The organism is Nakamurella sp. GG22 (assembly GCF_052976845.2).
The window spans coordinates 36148-53566 of the sequence record NZ_JBRIIO020000020.1 but is presented as its reverse complement, the minus strand read 5'-3'; the positions used below and the strand labels follow the sequence as shown (position 1 = coordinate 53566).

13 protein-coding genes and 1 riboswitch are annotated in these 17419 nt (G+C 68.7%); of the genes, 8 read left to right on the top strand and 5 right to left on the bottom strand.

Annotated elements, in window-relative coordinates; genetic code table 11:
• The first annotated feature begins 49 nt into the window (after positions 1 to 49).
• Positions 50 to 1801, top strand: coding sequence for a DEAD/DEAH box helicase (locus ACVBEQ_RS19040; protein ID WP_447154876.1), 1752 nt, complete (start codon positions 50 to 52; stop codon positions 1799 to 1801).
• A 19-nt stretch (positions 1802 to 1820) separates the two neighbouring features.
• Here ACVBEQ_RS19040 and ACVBEQ_RS19035 read toward each other — a convergent pair whose 3' ends face one another.
• A complete protein-coding gene (locus tag ACVBEQ_RS19035) occupies positions 1821 to 2318 on the bottom strand; it encodes a hypothetical protein (RefSeq protein ID WP_447154875.1) in 498 nt (165 codons plus the stop codon).
• Positions 2319 to 2651: 333 nt separating this feature from the next.
• The gene (locus tag ACVBEQ_RS19030) at positions 2652 to 2846 is read right to left on the bottom strand and encodes a DUF7455 domain-containing protein (RefSeq protein WP_447154874.1); all 195 of its coding nucleotides are present in this window, start codon (positions 2844 to 2846) and stop codon (positions 2652 to 2654) included.
• A 439-nt stretch (positions 2847 to 3285) separates the two neighbouring features.
• On the opposite strand from ACVBEQ_RS19030, the gene ACVBEQ_RS19025 reads away from it, so the two are divergent.
• Both ACVBEQ_RS19025 and cydB read left to right on the top strand, forming a co-directional pair.
• A complete protein-coding gene (locus ACVBEQ_RS19025) occupies positions 3286 to 4746 on the top strand; it encodes a cytochrome ubiquinol oxidase subunit I (RefSeq protein WP_447154873.1) in 1461 nt (486 codons plus the stop codon).
• A 127-nt stretch (positions 4747 to 4873) separates the two neighbouring features.
• Entirely contained in the window at positions 4874 to 5893 is a 1020-nt protein-coding gene (cydB, locus tag ACVBEQ_RS19020) for a cytochrome d ubiquinol oxidase subunit II (RefSeq protein WP_447154872.1), read from the top strand.
• A 117-nt stretch (positions 5894 to 6010) separates the two neighbouring features.
• On the opposite strand, the gene ACVBEQ_RS19015 is transcribed toward cydB, so the two are convergent.
• From ACVBEQ_RS19015 to ACVBEQ_RS19005, 3 genes are all read right to left on the bottom strand, one after another.
• Positions 6011 to 9064 carry a S8 family serine peptidase gene (locus ACVBEQ_RS19015; protein WP_447154871.1) on the bottom strand — a complete coding sequence of 1018 codons (3054 nt, stop codon included), beginning with the start codon at positions 9062 to 9064 and terminating at the stop codon, positions 6011 to 6013.
• A 175-nt stretch (positions 9065 to 9239) separates the two neighbouring features.
• Positions 9240 to 9521 carry a hypothetical protein gene (locus ACVBEQ_RS19010; protein ID WP_447154870.1) on the bottom strand — a complete coding sequence of 94 codons (282 nt, stop codon included), beginning with the start codon at positions 9519 to 9521 and terminating at the stop codon, positions 9240 to 9242.
• A gap of 198 nt (positions 9522 to 9719) precedes the next feature.
• Positions 9720 to 10313 (bottom strand): response regulator transcription factor, encoded by a 594-nt coding sequence (locus tag ACVBEQ_RS19005; RefSeq protein WP_447154869.1) that lies wholly within the window; start codon positions 10311 to 10313, stop codon positions 9720 to 9722.
• Between the two features lie 340 nt (positions 10314 to 10653).
• On the opposite strand from ACVBEQ_RS19005, the gene cydD reads away from it, so the two are divergent.
• The 5 genes from cydD (at position 10654) to ACVBEQ_RS18980 (ending at position 17417) form a co-directional block, all read left to right on the top strand.
• Positions 10654 to 12402 carry a thiol reductant ABC exporter subunit CydD gene (gene cydD / locus ACVBEQ_RS19000; protein WP_447154868.1) on the top strand — a complete coding sequence of 583 codons (1749 nt, stop codon included), beginning with the start codon at positions 10654 to 10656 and terminating at the stop codon, positions 12400 to 12402.
• An 11-nt stretch (positions 12403 to 12413) separates the two neighbouring features.
• Complete coding sequence (gene cydC / locus ACVBEQ_RS18995; RefSeq protein WP_447154867.1) at positions 12414 to 14168, top strand: thiol reductant ABC exporter subunit CydC; 1755 nt, start codon at positions 12414 to 12416, stop codon at positions 14166 to 14168.
• A gap of 99 nt (positions 14169 to 14267) precedes the next feature.
• Positions 14268 to 14615, top strand: coding sequence for a BlaI/MecI/CopY family transcriptional regulator (locus ACVBEQ_RS18990; RefSeq protein ID WP_447154866.1), 348 nt, complete (start codon positions 14268 to 14270; stop codon positions 14613 to 14615).
• A gap of 24 nt (positions 14616 to 14639) precedes the next feature.
• Positions 14640 to 15596 (top strand): M56 family metallopeptidase, encoded by a 957-nt coding sequence (locus tag ACVBEQ_RS18985; protein ID WP_447154865.1) that lies wholly within the window; start codon positions 14640 to 14642, stop codon positions 15594 to 15596.
• A gap of 102 nt (positions 15597 to 15698) precedes the next feature.
• A riboswitch (cobalamin riboswitch) is annotated at positions 15699 to 15935 on the top strand.
• 210 nt (positions 15936 to 16145) lie between these two features.
• The gene (locus ACVBEQ_RS18980; RefSeq protein WP_447154864.1) at positions 16146 to 17417 is read left to right on the top strand and encodes an ABC transporter substrate-binding protein; all 1272 of its coding nucleotides are present in this window, start codon (positions 16146 to 16148) and stop codon (positions 17415 to 17417) included.
• The last annotated feature ends 2 nt before the right edge of the window (positions 17418 to 17419 follow it).

The window sequence follows — 17419 nt, the reverse complement described above, 5'->3', positions numbered from 1 at the left end:
GGCGTCGGGGGTTTTTCCACGAGTTCGAGCTGAGACAGGGAGCGTTGCCGTGCGTCCGGTCGATCCTTCGGAGTCGCAACTGCGGCCCTGGCAGCGGCAGGCGCTGGCGGCCTACGACGACACCGCCGGGCAGCGCCGCGATTTCCTGGTGACGGCGACCCCCGGGGCCGGCAAGACCACCTTCGCGCTCGCCGTCGCCGCCCGGCTGCTGCGCCGCCGGGTCATCGACCGCGTCGTGGTGGTGTGCCCGACCGACCACCTTCGGACGCAGTGGGCCGACGCGGCCGGGGCGGTCGGGTTGGTGCTGGAACCGGGCATGACGAACGCGCAAGGCCCGGTTCCGGATGGCACCGACGGCTACGTCACCACATACGCGCAGGTGGCGAGCCGGCCGGCGATCCATGCCGCCCGGTGCCGTCGGCAACGGACGCTGGTCATCCTCGACGAGATCCACCACGCCGGTGACGGGCTGTCCTGGGGGGAGGCCACGGCGGAGGCCTTCGCGGAGGTGCACCGGCGGCTCAGCCTGACCGGTACCCCGTTCCGGACCAAACCGGGGGAGCGCATCCCATTCGTCGAGTACGAGACCGACGGCGAGCTGCTCAGGTCGGTGGCCGACTTCACCTACGGGTACCGCAACGCGCTGGCCGACCGGGTGGTGCGGCCGGTGGTGTTCGCCGCCTACACCGGGGTGTCCCGGTGGCGGAACAGCGCGGGTGAGGTGATCGCGGCGTCGTTGACCGATGCCGGGACGAGATCGGTCGAGGCCGCCGCCTGGAAGACGGCGCTGGACCCGGCGGGCGGCTGGGTGCCGCACGTCATCGCCGCCATGGACGAGCGGATCACCCACCTGCGGGAATCGGGGATGCCCGACGCGGCCGGGATCGTGCTGGCCAGCGATCAGGACGACGCGCGGGCCTACGCCGCCATCGTCCGGCAGATCACCGGAACCGCTCCCGCGCTGATCCTGTCCGACGACCCGGCCGCCTCGAAGCGGATCGAGCGGTTCCGCACGTCCGACCAGCGCATCGCCGTCTGCGTACGGATGATCTCGGAAGGCGTCGACATTCCCCGGGCCGCATGCCTGGCGTGGATGACGGCGTACCGCACGCCGTTGTTCTTCGCCCAAGCGGTCGGTCGCGTGGTGCGGGCCCGCGGACCTCGCGAATCGGCGACCGTCTTCCTGCCGGCCGTGCGACCGCTGCTGGCGCTCGCCGCCGAGCTGGAGAACGACCGCAACTACGTGATGGCCCCGCCCCCTCCGGTCGAGGACGACCTCGATGCGCTCGACCTGCTGCTGGAGCCGGCCGAGCCGACCGCGTCAGGCGCGATCGAGGTGCTCGACTCGCAGGCCGAATTCGCGCACCTGCTGCACTCCGGTCGCGCGGTCACCGCCACACCGGTGTCCGCGGCAGGGTCCGACCCGGCCGTCGTCGATGCCGGGCCGATCACGGCCGAGGACCAGGAGTACCTCGGGCTGCCGGGACTGCTGACCCCTGAGCAGACGGCCGCCCTGCTGGCCACCCGCGACTCGGACCTGCGCCGACGCGTGCAGGCCGCGTCCCAGGTCAGCGTGGCGGACCGGCCGGACGGACAGCACACCGAGGCCTCGTCCTGGCGGGCTGCGGCCGCGCTCCGGCGGGAGGTCAACCAGCTCGTCGCCAGGGTGGCTGCCCGCACGGGTGCGGCGCATGCCAAGGTGCACTCGCAGCTGCGGCGGGAAGTCCCGGGGCCGGCGTCCGCGGCTGCCGGACCGGACGTCCTGCAGGCGCGGCGGGACCACCTGCTCGGCATGCTCTGACGGTCGCCGGCCGGCATTCTCAGCCGGTCGCGAGTGCTTTCCACGCTCCCAGCAGACCGACGAAGCCCGCCGCCAGGAAGAGGTACCAACCAACCTGGGCCTGTGCGAACAGGGTGAACAGCCCGACGTCGAAGATGGCCCGCGCGCGCACCAGCATCCAGGCGGCCCCACCGATGCAGAGCAGCGACACCAGCAGTGCGGCAAGTCCGAGCGGCCGATGGTTGATGGAGGCCATCATCGCCAGCCCGAGGACGATCAGCGCTCCGCCGCCGACCGCGGCGCCCAACACGGAGTAGGTGGCGATCTGCAGATCGCCGGCCGCGTCGGGCACGGACCTGAGCAGCCGGTAGACCTGCCAGCCGGTGATGGAGACGTCATCCCCGGCGGCCCGCGGATCCACCGCAACGGCTCGCCAAGGCAGCAGCAGTTGCCAGATACCGATGGCGCCGCCGATCAACAGCAGCGCTGCCGCCACCGGGTCCGCCCGCGGCGGGCGCCGACCGGCCAGCGCGGGCATCGGTTGACCGGCGGGGGTACCGACCGCCCTGCTGGGTTGTACCAAGACCCGCCTCCCCGCCCGCTCGCTGCGCTTTGTTCGCGGGCGCGTTGTTCGCGCCTGCCCGGGCATCATCGCGCATCGGGGGGGCGGGGTCACGGCATTTGCGGGCACGTTCGGCCGAACGGGTGGCAACCCAAACCTGCTGGCAGGCAAGGAATTCGGTCGGGAAAGAATCAGGGGCGGCCCGTCGAAGACGGACCGCCCCTGGTCGGTGTGCGTCGGTGTGGACCCCTGCGGGCCCGCGCCGAACAGAACCCGCGGCCCGGTCAGGACCGGCGGGCGCTGCGAAGATCAGCCCGCGTCGCGGGAGTGGTGCAAAACGGCGGCGAGCTGCTCGAGGCGCGCGCTGTGCTCCTGGGCGTGGTGACCACAGAAGAGGAGCTCACCGCCCGTCGGCAGGACGGCGCGGACCCTCGCTGCTGCTCCGCAGCGGTCACAGCGGTCGGCGGCGGTGAGTGCAGCTGGACTGGCCAGGATTCCGGTCATTGTCGTCCTCCCATCGTCGGCCACCGCAAGCGGTGGCGGTACGTCACGCACCGTCAACGTTCCCGTTCACGGCTACTGTCAATCCGGTCTTTCGGTGCAGAGCCGACGAACACGCTCGATGACGGCACCGCTACTGGCGATGCACGACACGTCCGCAACCCGACAACTTTTACAGAAAGAGCCATCCCGCGGCCGTTGGGATACCGGGCCAATGGTGGTCGGCGTGACCGTCGGTTCCGTGGGACTCCTTCATCGTGCCACTCCGATGGGCCCGGACGGGGGCAGTTCGCCCGTGGCGTAGAACCCACTTTGGCAACCCTCGGTGATGGGCCGCACAGCTAACTAGGGACTTTGGTCCCTTTGTCCGAAGGACCATGCGAGTTCAAGCTGATCCGTGGCGCCGCCTGGTGCCCGTTCGACCTGCCGTCAAGGAGCTCCGATGGACTCGCTGGGGATCGCCCGTTGGCAATTCGGGATCACCACCGTGTACCACTTCCTGTTCGTGCCGATCACGATCGGTATGGCTTTCTTCCTCGCGCTGACGGAGACCGCCTGGGTGCGAACCCGGAAGCCTGTGTACCTCCGGATGGTGAAGTTCTGGGGGAAGATCTTCCTGATCAACTTCGCCCTCGGCCTGGTCACCGGCATCGTCCAGGAGTTCCAGTTCGGGATGAACTGGTCGAGCTACTCCCGCTTCGTCGGCGACGTGTTCGGTGCCCCGCTGGCCATGGAGGCGCTGCTCGCGTTCTTCCTCGAGTCGACCTTCCTGGGCCTGTGGATCTTCGGCTGGGACAAGTTCTCGCCGCGCCTGCATGCCGCGTGTATGTGGGCCGTGTCGATCGGCACGGCGCTGTCGGCGTACTTCATCATGGCGGCCAACTCGTTCATGCAGAATCCGGTCGGCATCACCGTCGACGTGGAACGCGGCAGGGCCGAGATGAACGACATCTGGGCGGTGCTGTCGCAGCCCCTCCAGTTGTGGGCCTACTCGCACGTGATCGCGGCCTCGGTCCTGAGCGGCGCCGTGATGTTCGCCGGCATCTCGGCGTGGTTCCTGATGAAGCAGCGTGACGTCGTCGTGTTCCGCCCCTCCGTCCGGCTAGGGCTGGTGGGCATGCTGATCGGGTCACTGCTGGTACTGGTCACCGGTGATCTGCTCGCCAAGGCGATGACCGAGGTGCAGCCGATGAAGATGGCGGCCGCCGAGGCGCTGTACGAGACGACCGACGGTGCGTCCTTCTCGCTGATCACGATCGGAACCCTGGACGGATCCCAGGAGGTCTGGTCGATCAGGGTGCCCGGGGTGCTGTCCTTCATGGCCACCGGCTCCACCGACGGCACCGTCGAGGGCATCAACAACATCCAGCAGCGGTTCGAGCAGCAGTACGGCCCCGGCGACTACCGGCCGAACATCCCCGTCTCCTACTGGTCCTTCCGGATCATGATGGGCGCCGGTTTCGTGATGATCCTGGTGTCGCTGGTCGGCCTGTGGCTGACCCGCCGAGGTCGTCTGCCGAAGAACAAGTGGGTCTGGCGCCTTGCGATGATCTCCATCGCGGGACCCGTCATCGCAAACTCCTTCGGCTGGATCTTCACCGAGATGGGCCGCCAGCCCTGGACCGTGGTCGGCCTGTTCAAGACCGAGGACTCCGTCTCACCATCGGTGTCCGGCGCCGCGGTGCTGACGTCGCTGATCATCTTCACCGCCGTGTACGGGATCCTCGCGATCATCGAGGTAGGCCTGGTCATCAAGTTCGTCAAGATCGGTCCCCCGACCGAGCAGGAGGCGCTGGCCTCGATCGAGCGCCGGCCACGGGGCGGATCCGCCGGCGACGGCGATGGTGGCGACGGCGATTCATCCAGCGAGCCGGGCGAAAAGCCGATGGCCTTCGCCTATTAGTGGATCCCGCTCTGCCCGGTCGTCCAGCTCGTAGCAGGTGCAGCTCAGCAGGTGCAGCTCAGTTGCAGCTCAGCAGTCGTTCAGCTCAGCAGTCGTTCAGCTCAGTACCGTCGGAGGAGCAATCGCCGTGTGGCTCAATAATTTGTGGTTCGGTCTCATCGCGATCCTCTGGATCGGCTACTTCGTCCTGGAGGGTTTCGACTTCGGCGTCGGTGCCCTGCTGCGGCTGGTCGGTAAGGACGAGAAGGGCCGCCGGGTGTTGATCAACACCATCGGCCCGGTCTGGGACGGCAACGAGGTGTGGCTGCTCACGGCGGGCGGCGCGACCTTCGCGGCGTTCCCGGAGTGGTACGCCTCGATGTTCTCCGGCTTCTACCTCGCCCTGGTGGTCGTCCTGGTTTGCCTGATCGTCCGCGGGGTGGCCTTCGAGTACCGGGGCAAGGGGCACAGCGATGTCTGGCGTGCCCGCTGGGACTGGGCGATGTTGATCACCTCCTGGGTGCTCGGGCTGCTCTGGGGTGTGGCGTTCGGGAACATCGTCCGGGGCGTGCCGCTGGACGCCGACCACGAGTACGTCGGCACCTTCTTCGACCTGCTCAACCCGTTCGCGCTGCTGATGGGGCTCTGCACGCTGAGCCTGTTCCTCACGCACGGCGCGGTGTACCTGGCCCTGAAGACCACCGCTGATGTCCGGGCCAGGGCCCGCGGTGTGGCGTTGACGGTCGGCCCGGCCGCCATCGTGCTGATGGCACTGGCCGTCGGCTGGCAGCAGATCATCCGCGGCACCGCGATCTCCGTCACAGTCGGCGTACTGGCTGTCGCCGCACTGCTGGTGGCATACCTGCTGACCCGGGCGGAGCGCGACGGCTGGGCATTCCTGGCAACCGCGCTCTCGACTGCCCTGCTGGTCATCGGCTGGTTCGCCTCGCTGTACCCGGACGTGCTGCCGTCGACCGTCGACCCGGCGTTCTCGCTGACCGTGGAGAACGCGGCCTCCACGCCGTACACGCTGACCGTGATGAGCTGGATCGCGCTGGTGTTCGTCCCGGTCATCCTGGCCTACCAGGCGTGGAGTTACTGGGTGTTCCGACGCCGCATCTCGGTGCACCACATTCCCGAGTCGCCGACCACGGTGCCGGTGGCCTGAGCAGCTCCCGGGGAACGACAGCGGGCCGGTTCCAGAGGGAACCGGCCCGCTGTGCTGTCACCGTGGCCGACGGCTACTTCGACCACTCCGAGTGCTGACGGGCCTGCGATCCGAGCGCTAGCCGGTAACGTCCACGAGTGTCAGCCCGACAATGCCGTCAGCGTTGCTGTGGGAGACGGCGCCCAGGTAGGTCGTTCCGGCCGTCAACCCGGACCAGCTGACAGTCACACTCGCGGTGGCCCCAATGGTGGCTGCAGTCGGTGCTTTGTCGATGACCAACGAACCACCTCCGGGTGCCGCAGGAACATTCCAGTTGTGCATGGTGTAGGTCACCGGGGTGGCACCTACCGCCCAGCCGTGCACGATCAGGGTGTAGTTGCCGTCGGGTGGTGAACTGACATCGATGGTTTCGTCGGTGCCGCCATTGGTGCTGGAGGCAACCACTTTCCCGGTGCCGTCCAACAGGTAGAGATCCAAATCGTTATCCCCGGGGAGCACCAGCGACCAGCGAGCGTGCGCGATGCCGGTCAACGTCACCGGGATGGCGTCAACTCCGGCTCCGTCGTCAGCACTGGGGTAGGTCTGGTCCGGGTCCTGACTGATCTGGTCTGTTGTGTCGATTGGCGCTACCAGGCCATGCGCGCGCGCGGCGTACGGACCGGTGTAACCGAACTTGACATCGAAGTTCAGTGAACCCTGTACACCGCTGCCGGAAACCTCCGTCGGCACATCCATCGTGACCCCACGGACCGCAATGGGGCTTCGGACCTCGTATGTCCTGGCCTTCCAGGTCAACGCTCCGGTGGCCCACTCACCGATCTTCGCGGAGCCGGTATTGGTGACAGTCACCTGGACGCGTTCGGATTCCCCGGGTCGGAGGGTGAACCGTTTGGGGTCGACTTTCACCGAATAACCGGGGGGCGCCATGATCTCCGCCCTCCAGGTGACTGGCTTGTCGGCGACGCTGGTGACCGTTCGGGTGACCGTCGTGCGGCCGGCGAGCTGGGACACACCGATCGAGGACAGGTTGAGTCCCGTGGCGACGATCGGTATCCCATTGGCTGACAGTGCCGAGCAGGTGGCCTCGGGATTTTGGAACGCCTCTGGCCCGGCGTCGCAGAGGAAGCCGAGATAGTCGGTGAAACCGGCGTCATAGACAAGGCCGGGCTTGAATGCGGAACCGTTGGCACCCGGCTTGCCAGGGTCCACCATGCCGGAGCCCATCGCGAACGGTCCGGCCTTGCTCTTGCGATCGTTGTCCTTGACGTTGGTGTCGGCCGTGGTCATCAACGCGGACTTGGCAGCCGCTGCGCTCCAATCCGGATGCACCTGCTTGATCAGCGCGTAGACACCTGCGACGACCGGGCTGGACATCGACGTGCCTGCAATGGCCTGGAACAGTTCCCCCGGGACCTCTTCCCCCGGGGTCGGGAACGGTGTGTTGCCGGCCAGTATTTGAATTCCTGGCGCGGTGATGTCCGGTTTGATGATGTCCGGCGCGGAAGGGTTGGGGCCGCGTGAGGAAAATGCGGTCATCGACGGGGCATAGGGCAATGTGGTCACCTTCCCCGTTTGAAGGGTGGCCATTGGATTGCGGTGATGATGAATATAGAACTTCACCGTCAATCCGGTTGAGAAATCCAGGTGCACGGTGGGCAGGAAGAAGTTGTCAGTAAAGAGGTTGTCGGAGTTCGAAGCGTTGTACAGGACCATCCCGGCCCCGCCGGCGGCCAGCACCGCGGCGCTCTTGGCAACGCGGCCGTTCCCGCCCCGCTTGCACAGCACGATCTTTCCGGTCACCTTGGCGGGGTCCAAGGTGCCGGCCAGGCACAGCTCGGATTGAGCCCCGCTCGCCCCTGCCTTCGGAGCCGCCTCTGCATCGACCAACGCCAGCCTCCGGGTACCTGCCGTCAAGGAGGAGCCGGACACGTTCGGCCCCCGGTCGAGCTTGACGATGCCTTCGAACGATCGCTTCATCGTGTTGGCACCGACCGCCGTCACCCAGGGGACATCAGCCGGCCCCCCGATCGTCTCCGCGGTCGGGCCGTCGTTGCCGGCGGAGACCGCGGAGAACACCCCGGCGTCGGCGGCAAAGAGAAAGGCGATCGTGTCTGCGGTGACTGTCTGGGCGCCGCCGCCGACCGAATAATTGATCACATCGACGCCGTCGGCAACCGCCTGGTCAATGGCTGCGGCCAAATCAGACGTGAATCCACCATCTTTTCCCAGTGCCTTGTAAGCGACGATCTGGGCTCGGGGCGCGATGCCCGAAATCACCGCTATCGGCCGGTGCGAGATTTCTGCCTGCACCTTGGAGTTACCGGCGGCGGTGGATGCAGTGTGCGTTCCATGGCCGTCATCATCCCTGGCCGAATCAAATTCGTCGGGTTCGGCGCCGACTACCTTCCGATAGGTGTCGAGCATCTGACGTGCGCCGATCAGTTTGTTGTTGCAGCTGAAAGGCGCGTCGTCCGGGTTGTGGGCAGTATCACCGAAGTCACAGGCCGAGCGTTCGCTGCTGTCCAGAGGTTGAGCCGGCGGTTTGTAAGAACCGTCATCGGCGAAACTTGGGTGCTCCGGCCAGATCCCGGTGTCGATGACTCCGACAACCACGCCCTCCCCGGTGACACCGCTGCGCCACGCCTCCGCGCGGCCGGTAAGGCCAAGAAAATGGCCCAAATCGTCCTGTTGGGTGCTCCCTGCTGAGGTGCTCTGGCCGGCCTGGGACTCGCGGGTCAGGTGCCGGACGTCGTCCGGCATGACCAACGCGACGGCTGGATTCGCCGCCATGGCTATTGCCTTGTCGTGACTGACAATTGCTGAGAATCCGTTGAGTGAATTTGTGTAGTCGTGAACCTTCGCCTCCTCGACCACTCCAGCATCGGCCAATACCTCGGTGTGGATAGCATCCAGTGCGCTTGCCTGAGCGACTGCTTGCGGCGTCGACAGGCGGGTGGTCGGTATCGACGCCACCAACGGGTCTTGCTTCATCACAACGATGTAGCTCCCGGAGGAGCTTTCCGCCACGTCCTTCGTCCCACCCGCGCCCGGCTCGACGCTGGTGTGGGCGCCCTCCGGTCCGGCCGGACTCGCAGCGAAGACGACGCCAGCAGGCTGCACCATGCCGCAGACCAGAATGACCATCGTGGCGACGGCTGTCTTGGTGCGCATTGGAGGACTCCCTCGATGAGTGATCTGCCGATAGAGACCGGAGTGGAGGAAAGTGACAGGTCGCCAACGTCAAGGAACTGTGCGTTCACTCTTCGCTGGGAAGGTACTCGTCCACCGTTCGGGCGACAACACCAAAGGGATATGGCAAGGCGATTTCGAGCCCGAGCGGGGACCCTCACGCGGTGCAGAGAAACGGGGGTCGTGGCCCCCCGCTGTGGTAGCGGTAGAGCTTGCCGTTTGCCTGAAGTTCGACCAGCGTCCCGTCGACCGGCACCTGCTTGTAGCGCATGTTCGGCCGACGACAACCGAGCGCCGAATCCGGCCACACCACCGAAGCGGCGGATACCGGCGTGATCTCCTCTGGCGAGATTCCCAGTCGGACGGCCAAGTCAGACCGAGCGGCCTCGACGATGCCGAGCAAGCCGCCTTCGATCCCTGGATCACCGGGTTGAGCCATGCTGACCGCCTTCGGAAGCCGGGACCGAATTATGCGGGTGGTCTCACAGGACCGACGCGCAGGCCGATCTTGGCACCCCGCCATGGCGCTCGCCTGGGCCGGTCAACGGGAAGCGGTAGCGCTCCGTCCGCGGCTCCGCGACAGGTGACGGTGGCGACCACCCTCATGCTGCTGGAGAGCCGCCGAAGGCACTGATCGTCAGGCGATCAATCCGGCGCGCATGGCGATTGCAACCATCTGCGCACGGTCACCGGTGCCGAGTTTCCGGCTTATCCGTGCCAGGTGGCTCTTGACCGTCAGGGCGGACAGCGACAGATGTTCGCCGATCCACTTGTTGGACCGGCCGTCGGCCACGTCGGTCAGCACCTCGATCTCCCGGTCGGTGAGCTCGTGAACGAGTCGAGGTAGTTCTGCGACAGGGGTTTTCGGGTGCCCGCGGAGTACGCCGGAGGCACCGGCCTGCAGCGCGCCGAGAACTGTCGGGACGTCGCCGGACGGCGCGAGTGCGACGACTCGCCGCCATGGTTCGCTGCGGAGCCGGCGGATCAGCCGAACCGCGGACTCGCCCAGAGCCAGACTGATCAGGGCCAGATCACCACCGGAGCTGCTGTCGACGATGTCCTCCGCCGCACCCACTGACTCGGCCACGATCACCCGCCCGATCCCTGCGTCGATCAGGCCGCCGGACAGGAGCTCCCGGCTCTCCCTCGCCGGATCGACGAGAAGTACCGTCACGACGTTCGGCCGCTCTCGACGCGGTATCTGGGTGTGTGCGGGACGCTGCGCGGGCATGCCGGACTGCGTGAGGAATGGACCTCGGTGGCCCTGGCTGGTAGTTCCTTGAATGACCACAGCAATCCACCCCAAGTATTCGCCATGCTTTCGGTAAAGCTGTCAATAGGTGACCTGTACCCGGTTTTGCCGATTCCCAAACGCTCTCCGATTCCGGTTTGTTTGGAGGACTTAACGAATCTCCTGCCATTCACGCGCGTGCAGGCGGTCGAGCATCGGCACATGGTGACCATCGCAGTCGGCACCGACAGTGCGTCCTCGAGCGCGCCGGTGATCGGTAACAGGGCAGTGCGGGAGGAACCGGGCAGGCACTGTCGGCACGGTCTGTGACACTGAACCCATGCGCCCACTGGACCCGCGACTGATGCGGTATGCCGCGGGTGTCCGCACGCTCCTGGTGGTGTCGGTGCTGCTCGGCATCGCGATGGCCGGCGTTGTCATCGCGCAGGCGGTGTTGATCGCCGGCATCCTCGCCGACGTCATCATCGGCGGCGACGGCCTGGACGACGTGCTGGATCGCCTGGTCGCGCTGGCCGTTGTCATGGGCGCCAGGGCGATTCTGGCCTGGGTGTCCGAGGAGGTCGCCCGGCGCAGCGCCAGTTCAGTGACGGTCGGATTGCGTCGGGACCTGTTGCGGCACGCCGCCGCACTGGGGCCGCGGTGGCGCTCCGGGGAGCACGGCGGCGAACTGGCCGTGCTGGCCACCACCGGGATCGAGTCACTGCACGACTACGTGGCGAGATACCTGCCGCAGCTGGTGTTGTCGGTGGTGATCCCGCTGATCATGCTGGCCTATCTGTGTACCGCCGACCTGACCAGCGCGGTGATCGTGGCCATCACCCTGCCGCTGATACCCGTCTTCATGGCGCTGGTCGGCTGGTACACCGACCGTCAGACACAGCAGAAGTGGCAGAGCCTGTCCCGGCTCGCCGGGCACTTCACGGACGTGGTGGCGGGACTGCCGACCCTCAAGGTCTTCGGCCGGGCCAAGGCGCAGGCGGAGGCCGTCCGCCGGGTCACCGACGATTACCGCCGTACCTCGATGAGCACGCTGAAAGTGGCGTTCCTGTCGTCGATGGTGCTGGAACTGCTGGCCTCGCTGTCGGTGGCACTGGTCGCCGTCGCGATCGGGTTGCGCCTCGTGTACGGCGATCTCACGCTGCAGGTGGGCCTGGCGGTGCTGATCCTCGCCCCGGAGGCCTACCTCCCGCTCCGCCAGCTGGGCACCCAGTTCCATGCCGCGGCCGATGGGGTCGCCGCGACCGGCAAGGTGCTGGCCGTCCTCGACACGCCGGTCCCGGTCCCGGGCGCCAGGACCGATCTACCCGCGGTGCCCGGGTTCCGGCTGGACGCCGTGACGGTCGGCGCCATCGGCGAACGGGGAACCGTCGGCCCACTGTCGCTGACCATCCCGGCCGGAGCGGTCACCGTGGTGACTGGTGACAGTGGTGCCGGGAAGACCACCCTGCTGCAGGTGCTCGCCGGTGTCCAGCGCCCCGACAGGGGCCGGGTGCTCGTCACGGGTCCGTCCACAGGACCACCACAATTGGCACCACAGGAATCGGTACCGCCCGCCGACATCGATCTGACCGAGGTCGAGCCCGGTGCCTGGCGTGCAGCCCTGTCCTGGGCGGGTCAGGGTGCGGCGATGCAGGCCGGATCGATCCGCGAGAACCTCGCGCTCGGCAATCCGACCGCCGACGACGCGACGTTGCGGGCAGCGCTGGCGGCGGTGGATGCCACCGGGTTCATCGACGCGTTGCCGGCCGGCTGGAACACAGAACTGGGCGAGGGCGGCGCCGGTCTGAGTCAGGGCCAGCGGCAACGGCTTGCGCTCGCACGGGCCATCGCCCGGCCGTCGACGGTGCTGCTGCTCGACGAGCCGACCGCCTCGCTGGACGAGGGAACAGAGGAGCGGGTGTTGTCCGGCATCCGGACGGCCGCCGTCGGACGGACCGTGGTGCTGGTGACCCACCGCACGGCGCCGCTGGTACTGGCCGACCACGCGATCCACCTCGGCTCGGTGGACCTCCCCGTGGCGGACCAACCGATCGACGACGTCGAGGTACTGGCGGTCGGCCCGTGGTGACGACCCCGCCTTTGACGCCAGCGCCGCCCGACCGCGCTCCGGCTGCCGCCGTTGCGGTGTACGTGCCGGTCCGCCGCACCGGCTCACCACTGCTGCGGCTGTGGGGACAGGCCCGCGGACACCGCGGCCGGCTCGTCGGCGCGGCCGTGCTCGGGGGTCTTGCCTCAGGCTGTGCCGTGGCGCTGATGGCGACCTCGGCATGGTTGATCGCCCGAGCCGCCCAACAGCCACCCGTGCTGTACCTGATGGTTGCGGTCGTCGCCGTCCGGACCTTCGGCATCGGTCGGGGGGTGCTGCGGTACCTGGAGCGGCTGGTGTCGCACGACGCCGCGTTCCGGGTGCTGGGCAGGATCCGTCAGCGGCTGGTGGCGCACCTCGCCGAACTGGCGCCGGCCGGGCTCCCACTCTGGCGCAAGGGTGACCTGCTCGCTCGCACCGTCGACGACGTGGACGATGCCGGCGATGCGTTCCTGCGTGGCCTGTTGCCGCTGGGAGCGGCCGTGCTGGTGTGCGGCGGCACCGTCGTGCTGGCGTTCCTGATTCTGCCGCTCGCCGGGCTGGCGCTCGCCGTGGCGCTGGTGGTCGCCTGCATCGCGGCGCCGCTCATCACAGCCCGGCGCAACGCCCGCATCGAGCATGCCGTCGTCGCCCTGCGGGCGCGGCGCACCCAGCTGGTCACCGAGATGCTCGACGAACTGGCCGAGCTGACCGTGTTGGACGCGATGGACGGCAGGCTGGCCGAACTGGCCGTGCTCGAGTCGGCCAATCGCCGGGTCGCGGCGGGTACCGCGCGTGCCGCGGGGATCGCCGCCGGCCTCGCGGTGGCGGCGATGGGAGCGGCGGTGTGGCTGTCGGCCCGGTTCGGCGTGCCCGCCGTGGTCTCGGCCAACCTCGACCCGGTGTTGCTCGCCGTGATCGTGCTCACGCCGCTCGCGCTCACCGACACCGTGCAGGCGGTGGGCACGGCCGCGTCCACGCTGCGCCGGTCCTCGGCTGCGGTCGCTCGGTTGTTCGGTGTGCTCGACACCCCGGCCGTGACGGCCGCCGCGCCCGAACATCCTGTGCCGCTGCCGGTCTCCGGCGCGGGGCCGCTGATCCGGCTGCGCGGTGTGTCGGCGCGCTGGCCGGGCGTCGACCACGACGCGGTGACGGGAATCGACCTCGACCTGGAGCCCGGCAAGCGGATCGTCGTGCTGGGGGAGTCCGGTTCCGGTAAGTCGACGTTGCTGGCGGTGCTGCTGGGATTCCTGACGCCGACCGCGGGCACCATCACCGTCGACGGCGTCGACCTGGCCGCACTCGACCCCGACGAGGCGCGGACACACTTCGGCTGGTGCGATCAACGAGCGCACCTGTTCGACTCCACCCTCGCCGAGAACGTTCGGCTGGCCCGGCCCGACGCGTCCGACGACGAGGTGGCTGCCGCCCTGCGCACAGCGGGCGCCGGGCCGTGGCTCGATCGCCTGCCCGAGGGCCTCGACACCCGGGTGGGGGAGCACGGGCAGGCCGTCTCGGGTGGCGAGCGGCAGCGGGTGGCGCTGGCCAGGGCATTCCTGGCCGGACGGCCCGTCCTGCTGGCCGACGAGCCGGCCGCCCACCTGGACCCGGCCACGGCAGACGCCGTCACCCGACTGCTGCTCACCGAAGCCGGGGATCGCAGCGTCGTCCTGGTCAGTCACCGGCCGTCGGATGTCGGCGCGGCGGACGAGGTCGTCGTGCTGGAGGGCGGCCGGCGGGTGCCGGCGACCGCGCGGCGGTCGGGATGACGTTCGCACCGCAGGCCGACCGACGCAGCAGGTGGCATACGGTTCTACTCGATGTAGAATCGTCCGGATTGAGTTGGTTATCCGGTGACGGGAGTGTCGATGGCGGGCCGCGGCGAATTGGAGCGCGCCGTCATCGAAGTGCTCTGGGACGCCGGGGAGCCGATGACGGCGCGAGCGGTGGTGGATCTGCTGCCCGGTCGGGAGCTTGCGGTCACCACCGTGCTGACGGTGCTGTCCCGGCTGGAGACCAAGGGCCTGGTGCGGCGCAGCCGGGACGGCCGGGCGCATTCCTACGAGGCGGTGGCCGACCGTGACGAGCACACCGCGGCGCTCATGCAGCAGGTCCTCGACACCTCTGCGGACCGCGACGCCACGCTCACCCGGTTCGTCGGGGGCGTGTCGGCCGAGGACGTCGAAGCGTTGCGGCGGGCGTTGGACGGCCGGTAGCACGTGATCTCCGGCGAGATCTCCGTGTCGTTGTTCGCAGTGCTCCTCATCGCGGTGGGACTCGTGCTCACCGCCCCGGTCAGCGAGCGGCTGGCCAGGGCCCGATGGCCGCGCCGATCACCGCGGCCTGCCCTGGTGCTCTGGCAGGCGGTCTGTCTGGCCGCCGGATTCTCCGTCGTCGCGGGACTGGTGGTGCTCGCCGTCGAACCGCTCGGCGACTGGCTGCTCGGCGGGGCCTGGAACTGGTTCGCCGCACTGCTGACGGGCTCGCTGGACGTGCCGGCGTGGCGGCTGGTCTGCGGCCTGCTCGCCGCCGTTCTCACGGCCGTGCTGCTGACGGTGCTGCTCCGTACCGCGGTGCTGATCGCCCGCCGGCGGCGCGCCCACCGGCAGGTGCTCGACCTGCTCACCGCCCCGGCGGAGCGACGGAACGGTGCCCGCCGGCTCGTCCGGCCCGCCGATGTCAGGATTCTGGATCACCGCGCCGCCGTCGCCTACACGCTGCCCGGATGGCATTCCAGGGTCGTGCTGTCCGCCGGTCTGGTCGACCTGCTGACCGACGCGGAGTTGGCCGCCGTCATCCAGCACGAACGGGCGCATCTGCGCGCCCGGCACGACCTGCTGGTGCTCCCGTTCCAGGCGTGGGCCATCGCCCTCGGCCGGGTACCCGGCGTCAGGCCGGCCGGTGGGGCGGTGTCCGAACTCACCGAGATGCTGGCCGACGACGTGGCGGCGAGCCGAACCTCCTGTGCGGCACTGGCTTCGGCGCTGGCGAAGGTCGCACTGTCGGGGCCGCCGCCGTTCGTGCCGCCCGACCGACTGGCCGACTCGCCGGCCATTGCCGGCACCGCCGTCGCCGACCGGGTCCGCCGGTTGCTGGACCCCCGTCCGCTGGCGCGCTGGCAGATCGCCCTGGTCTACCTCGCGTCCCTGGCGCTGCTGGCCATCCCGGCCAGCGTGCTGCTGCTGCACTGGAGCTGAACCCGACATCCGGCTCCGTGTGATCCCTGTACGCCGCAACAACGGATCGCCGTTCCTGGAGTAGCCTTCTCGCGGCTGATGGTCCGCAGAATCCTTCACCCTCACCGCATCGGCGGCGGTGGTGACGGGGCCGGTGGGACAACAGGGAACCCGGTGTGAATCCGGGACTGCCCCGCAGCGGTGATCGGGAACGACCGCCATCACCCCACCCCCGTGGGGTACAGCACTGGACGACAGCGTCCGGGAAGCGATGGCCAGTAGGAAGTCCGGCACGGTCGTTCCTCGATCGCGCCGGCAGCGCCCGGGAGTCCGAAGACCTGCCATCGGTACGTGGACCGCCGGTCCACGTCGTTCGGGACCGCGAGGGACGGTCGCGCGCGATCGGGCCACCCCGTGGTCCGTGCCGCTGGCTCCGAACCCGCCACCGCTCGGCCTGTCCAGGAGCCTTCTGTGCCTCCCCTCCACCCTGCCTCCAGGGTTGACCCCGACCACCCTCGCCACGATCACCCCCGCCACGACCCGACCCGGCCGCGTTCCAATGCGCGCACGGTGCGCCGCCGGGCGACCTCCCTGATCGGCGTCGTCGCCGCGGTGACGCTGCTCGCCGCCTGCAGTTCGTCCGAATCGTCCTCCAGCACGCCGACCTCGGCGGCGGCAACCGCCGAGAGCGGCAGTGCCGCAAGTGTTTCCGCCAGCGCCAGTGCCACCGGCTCCGCCGCCGCGACCTTCGACGACAAAGGCTGCATCACCGACTACACCGAGGGCGTCGACTACTTCCCGGCCAAGTCGCAGGTCGAGTACGCCACCAACTTCACCATCGAGTACGAGGACTCGTACCAGGTGTTGACGGTCAAGGAACCGACCCAGGGCGGGTCGGCGGAGTCCTACGTCCTGGTCCGTTGCGGAGCGCCGAAGCCGGAGCTGACCGGGGAACTGGCCGAGGCCACCGTCGTCACCACCCCCGTCACGTCGCTGTACTCGGGTTCCACCTCGCACCTGGGCAGCCTGGTCGCGCTCGACCAGCTCGACGCGTTGACCGGCGTGGGGTCGAAGGCCTTCATCTCCGAGAAGGAGGTCCTCGACCGGGTTGCCGAGCCGGGTGTCGTCGAGTACTCGGCGGCCGGCACCGTCGACGCCGAGGCGGTCGTCAAGGGCAAGCCCCAGGCCGTCATCACGGCGGGCACCGACGACCCGGCGTATGCGGTGATCAAGGCCGCCGGGATCCCGGTCCTGGCGAACGCCGAGTGGCTGGAGAACGACCCCCTCGGCCGGGCGGAGTGGGTGAAGTACTTCGCCGCCCTGACCGGGACAGAGGCCGCAGCGGCGTCCTTCTTCGACGGCGTCAGCACCGACTATGAGGCGCTCGCCGAAAAGATGAAGGACGCCACCGACGTCGCCGTGGTCCCCGGCCAGCCCTACCAGGGCACCTGGTTCGTCCCGGGCGGAAAGTCGTTCAACGCCAGGCTGATCGCCGACGCGGGTGGCACGACCGCATGGGCGGCCGACACCACGACGGGTTCGATCAGCACCGACGTCGAGACCGTCTTCGCCAAGGCGGGAACGGCGCCGGCGTGGCTGGCCAGCACCACCTGGACCACCAAGGCCGAGGCGCTGGCCGAGGAACCGCGGTTCGCCGAGTTCGAGGCGTTCAAGACCGGCAACGTCTGGAACGCGGCGAAGGACGTCACCCCGTCCGGCGGCAACAACTTCTACGAGCTGGGGGTCGTCCGGCCGGACCTGATCCTCGGCGACCTGGTCGCGATCCTGCACCCGGACCAGGCGCCCGGACACGAGTACGCGTTCTACCTGAAGCTCAGCTGACG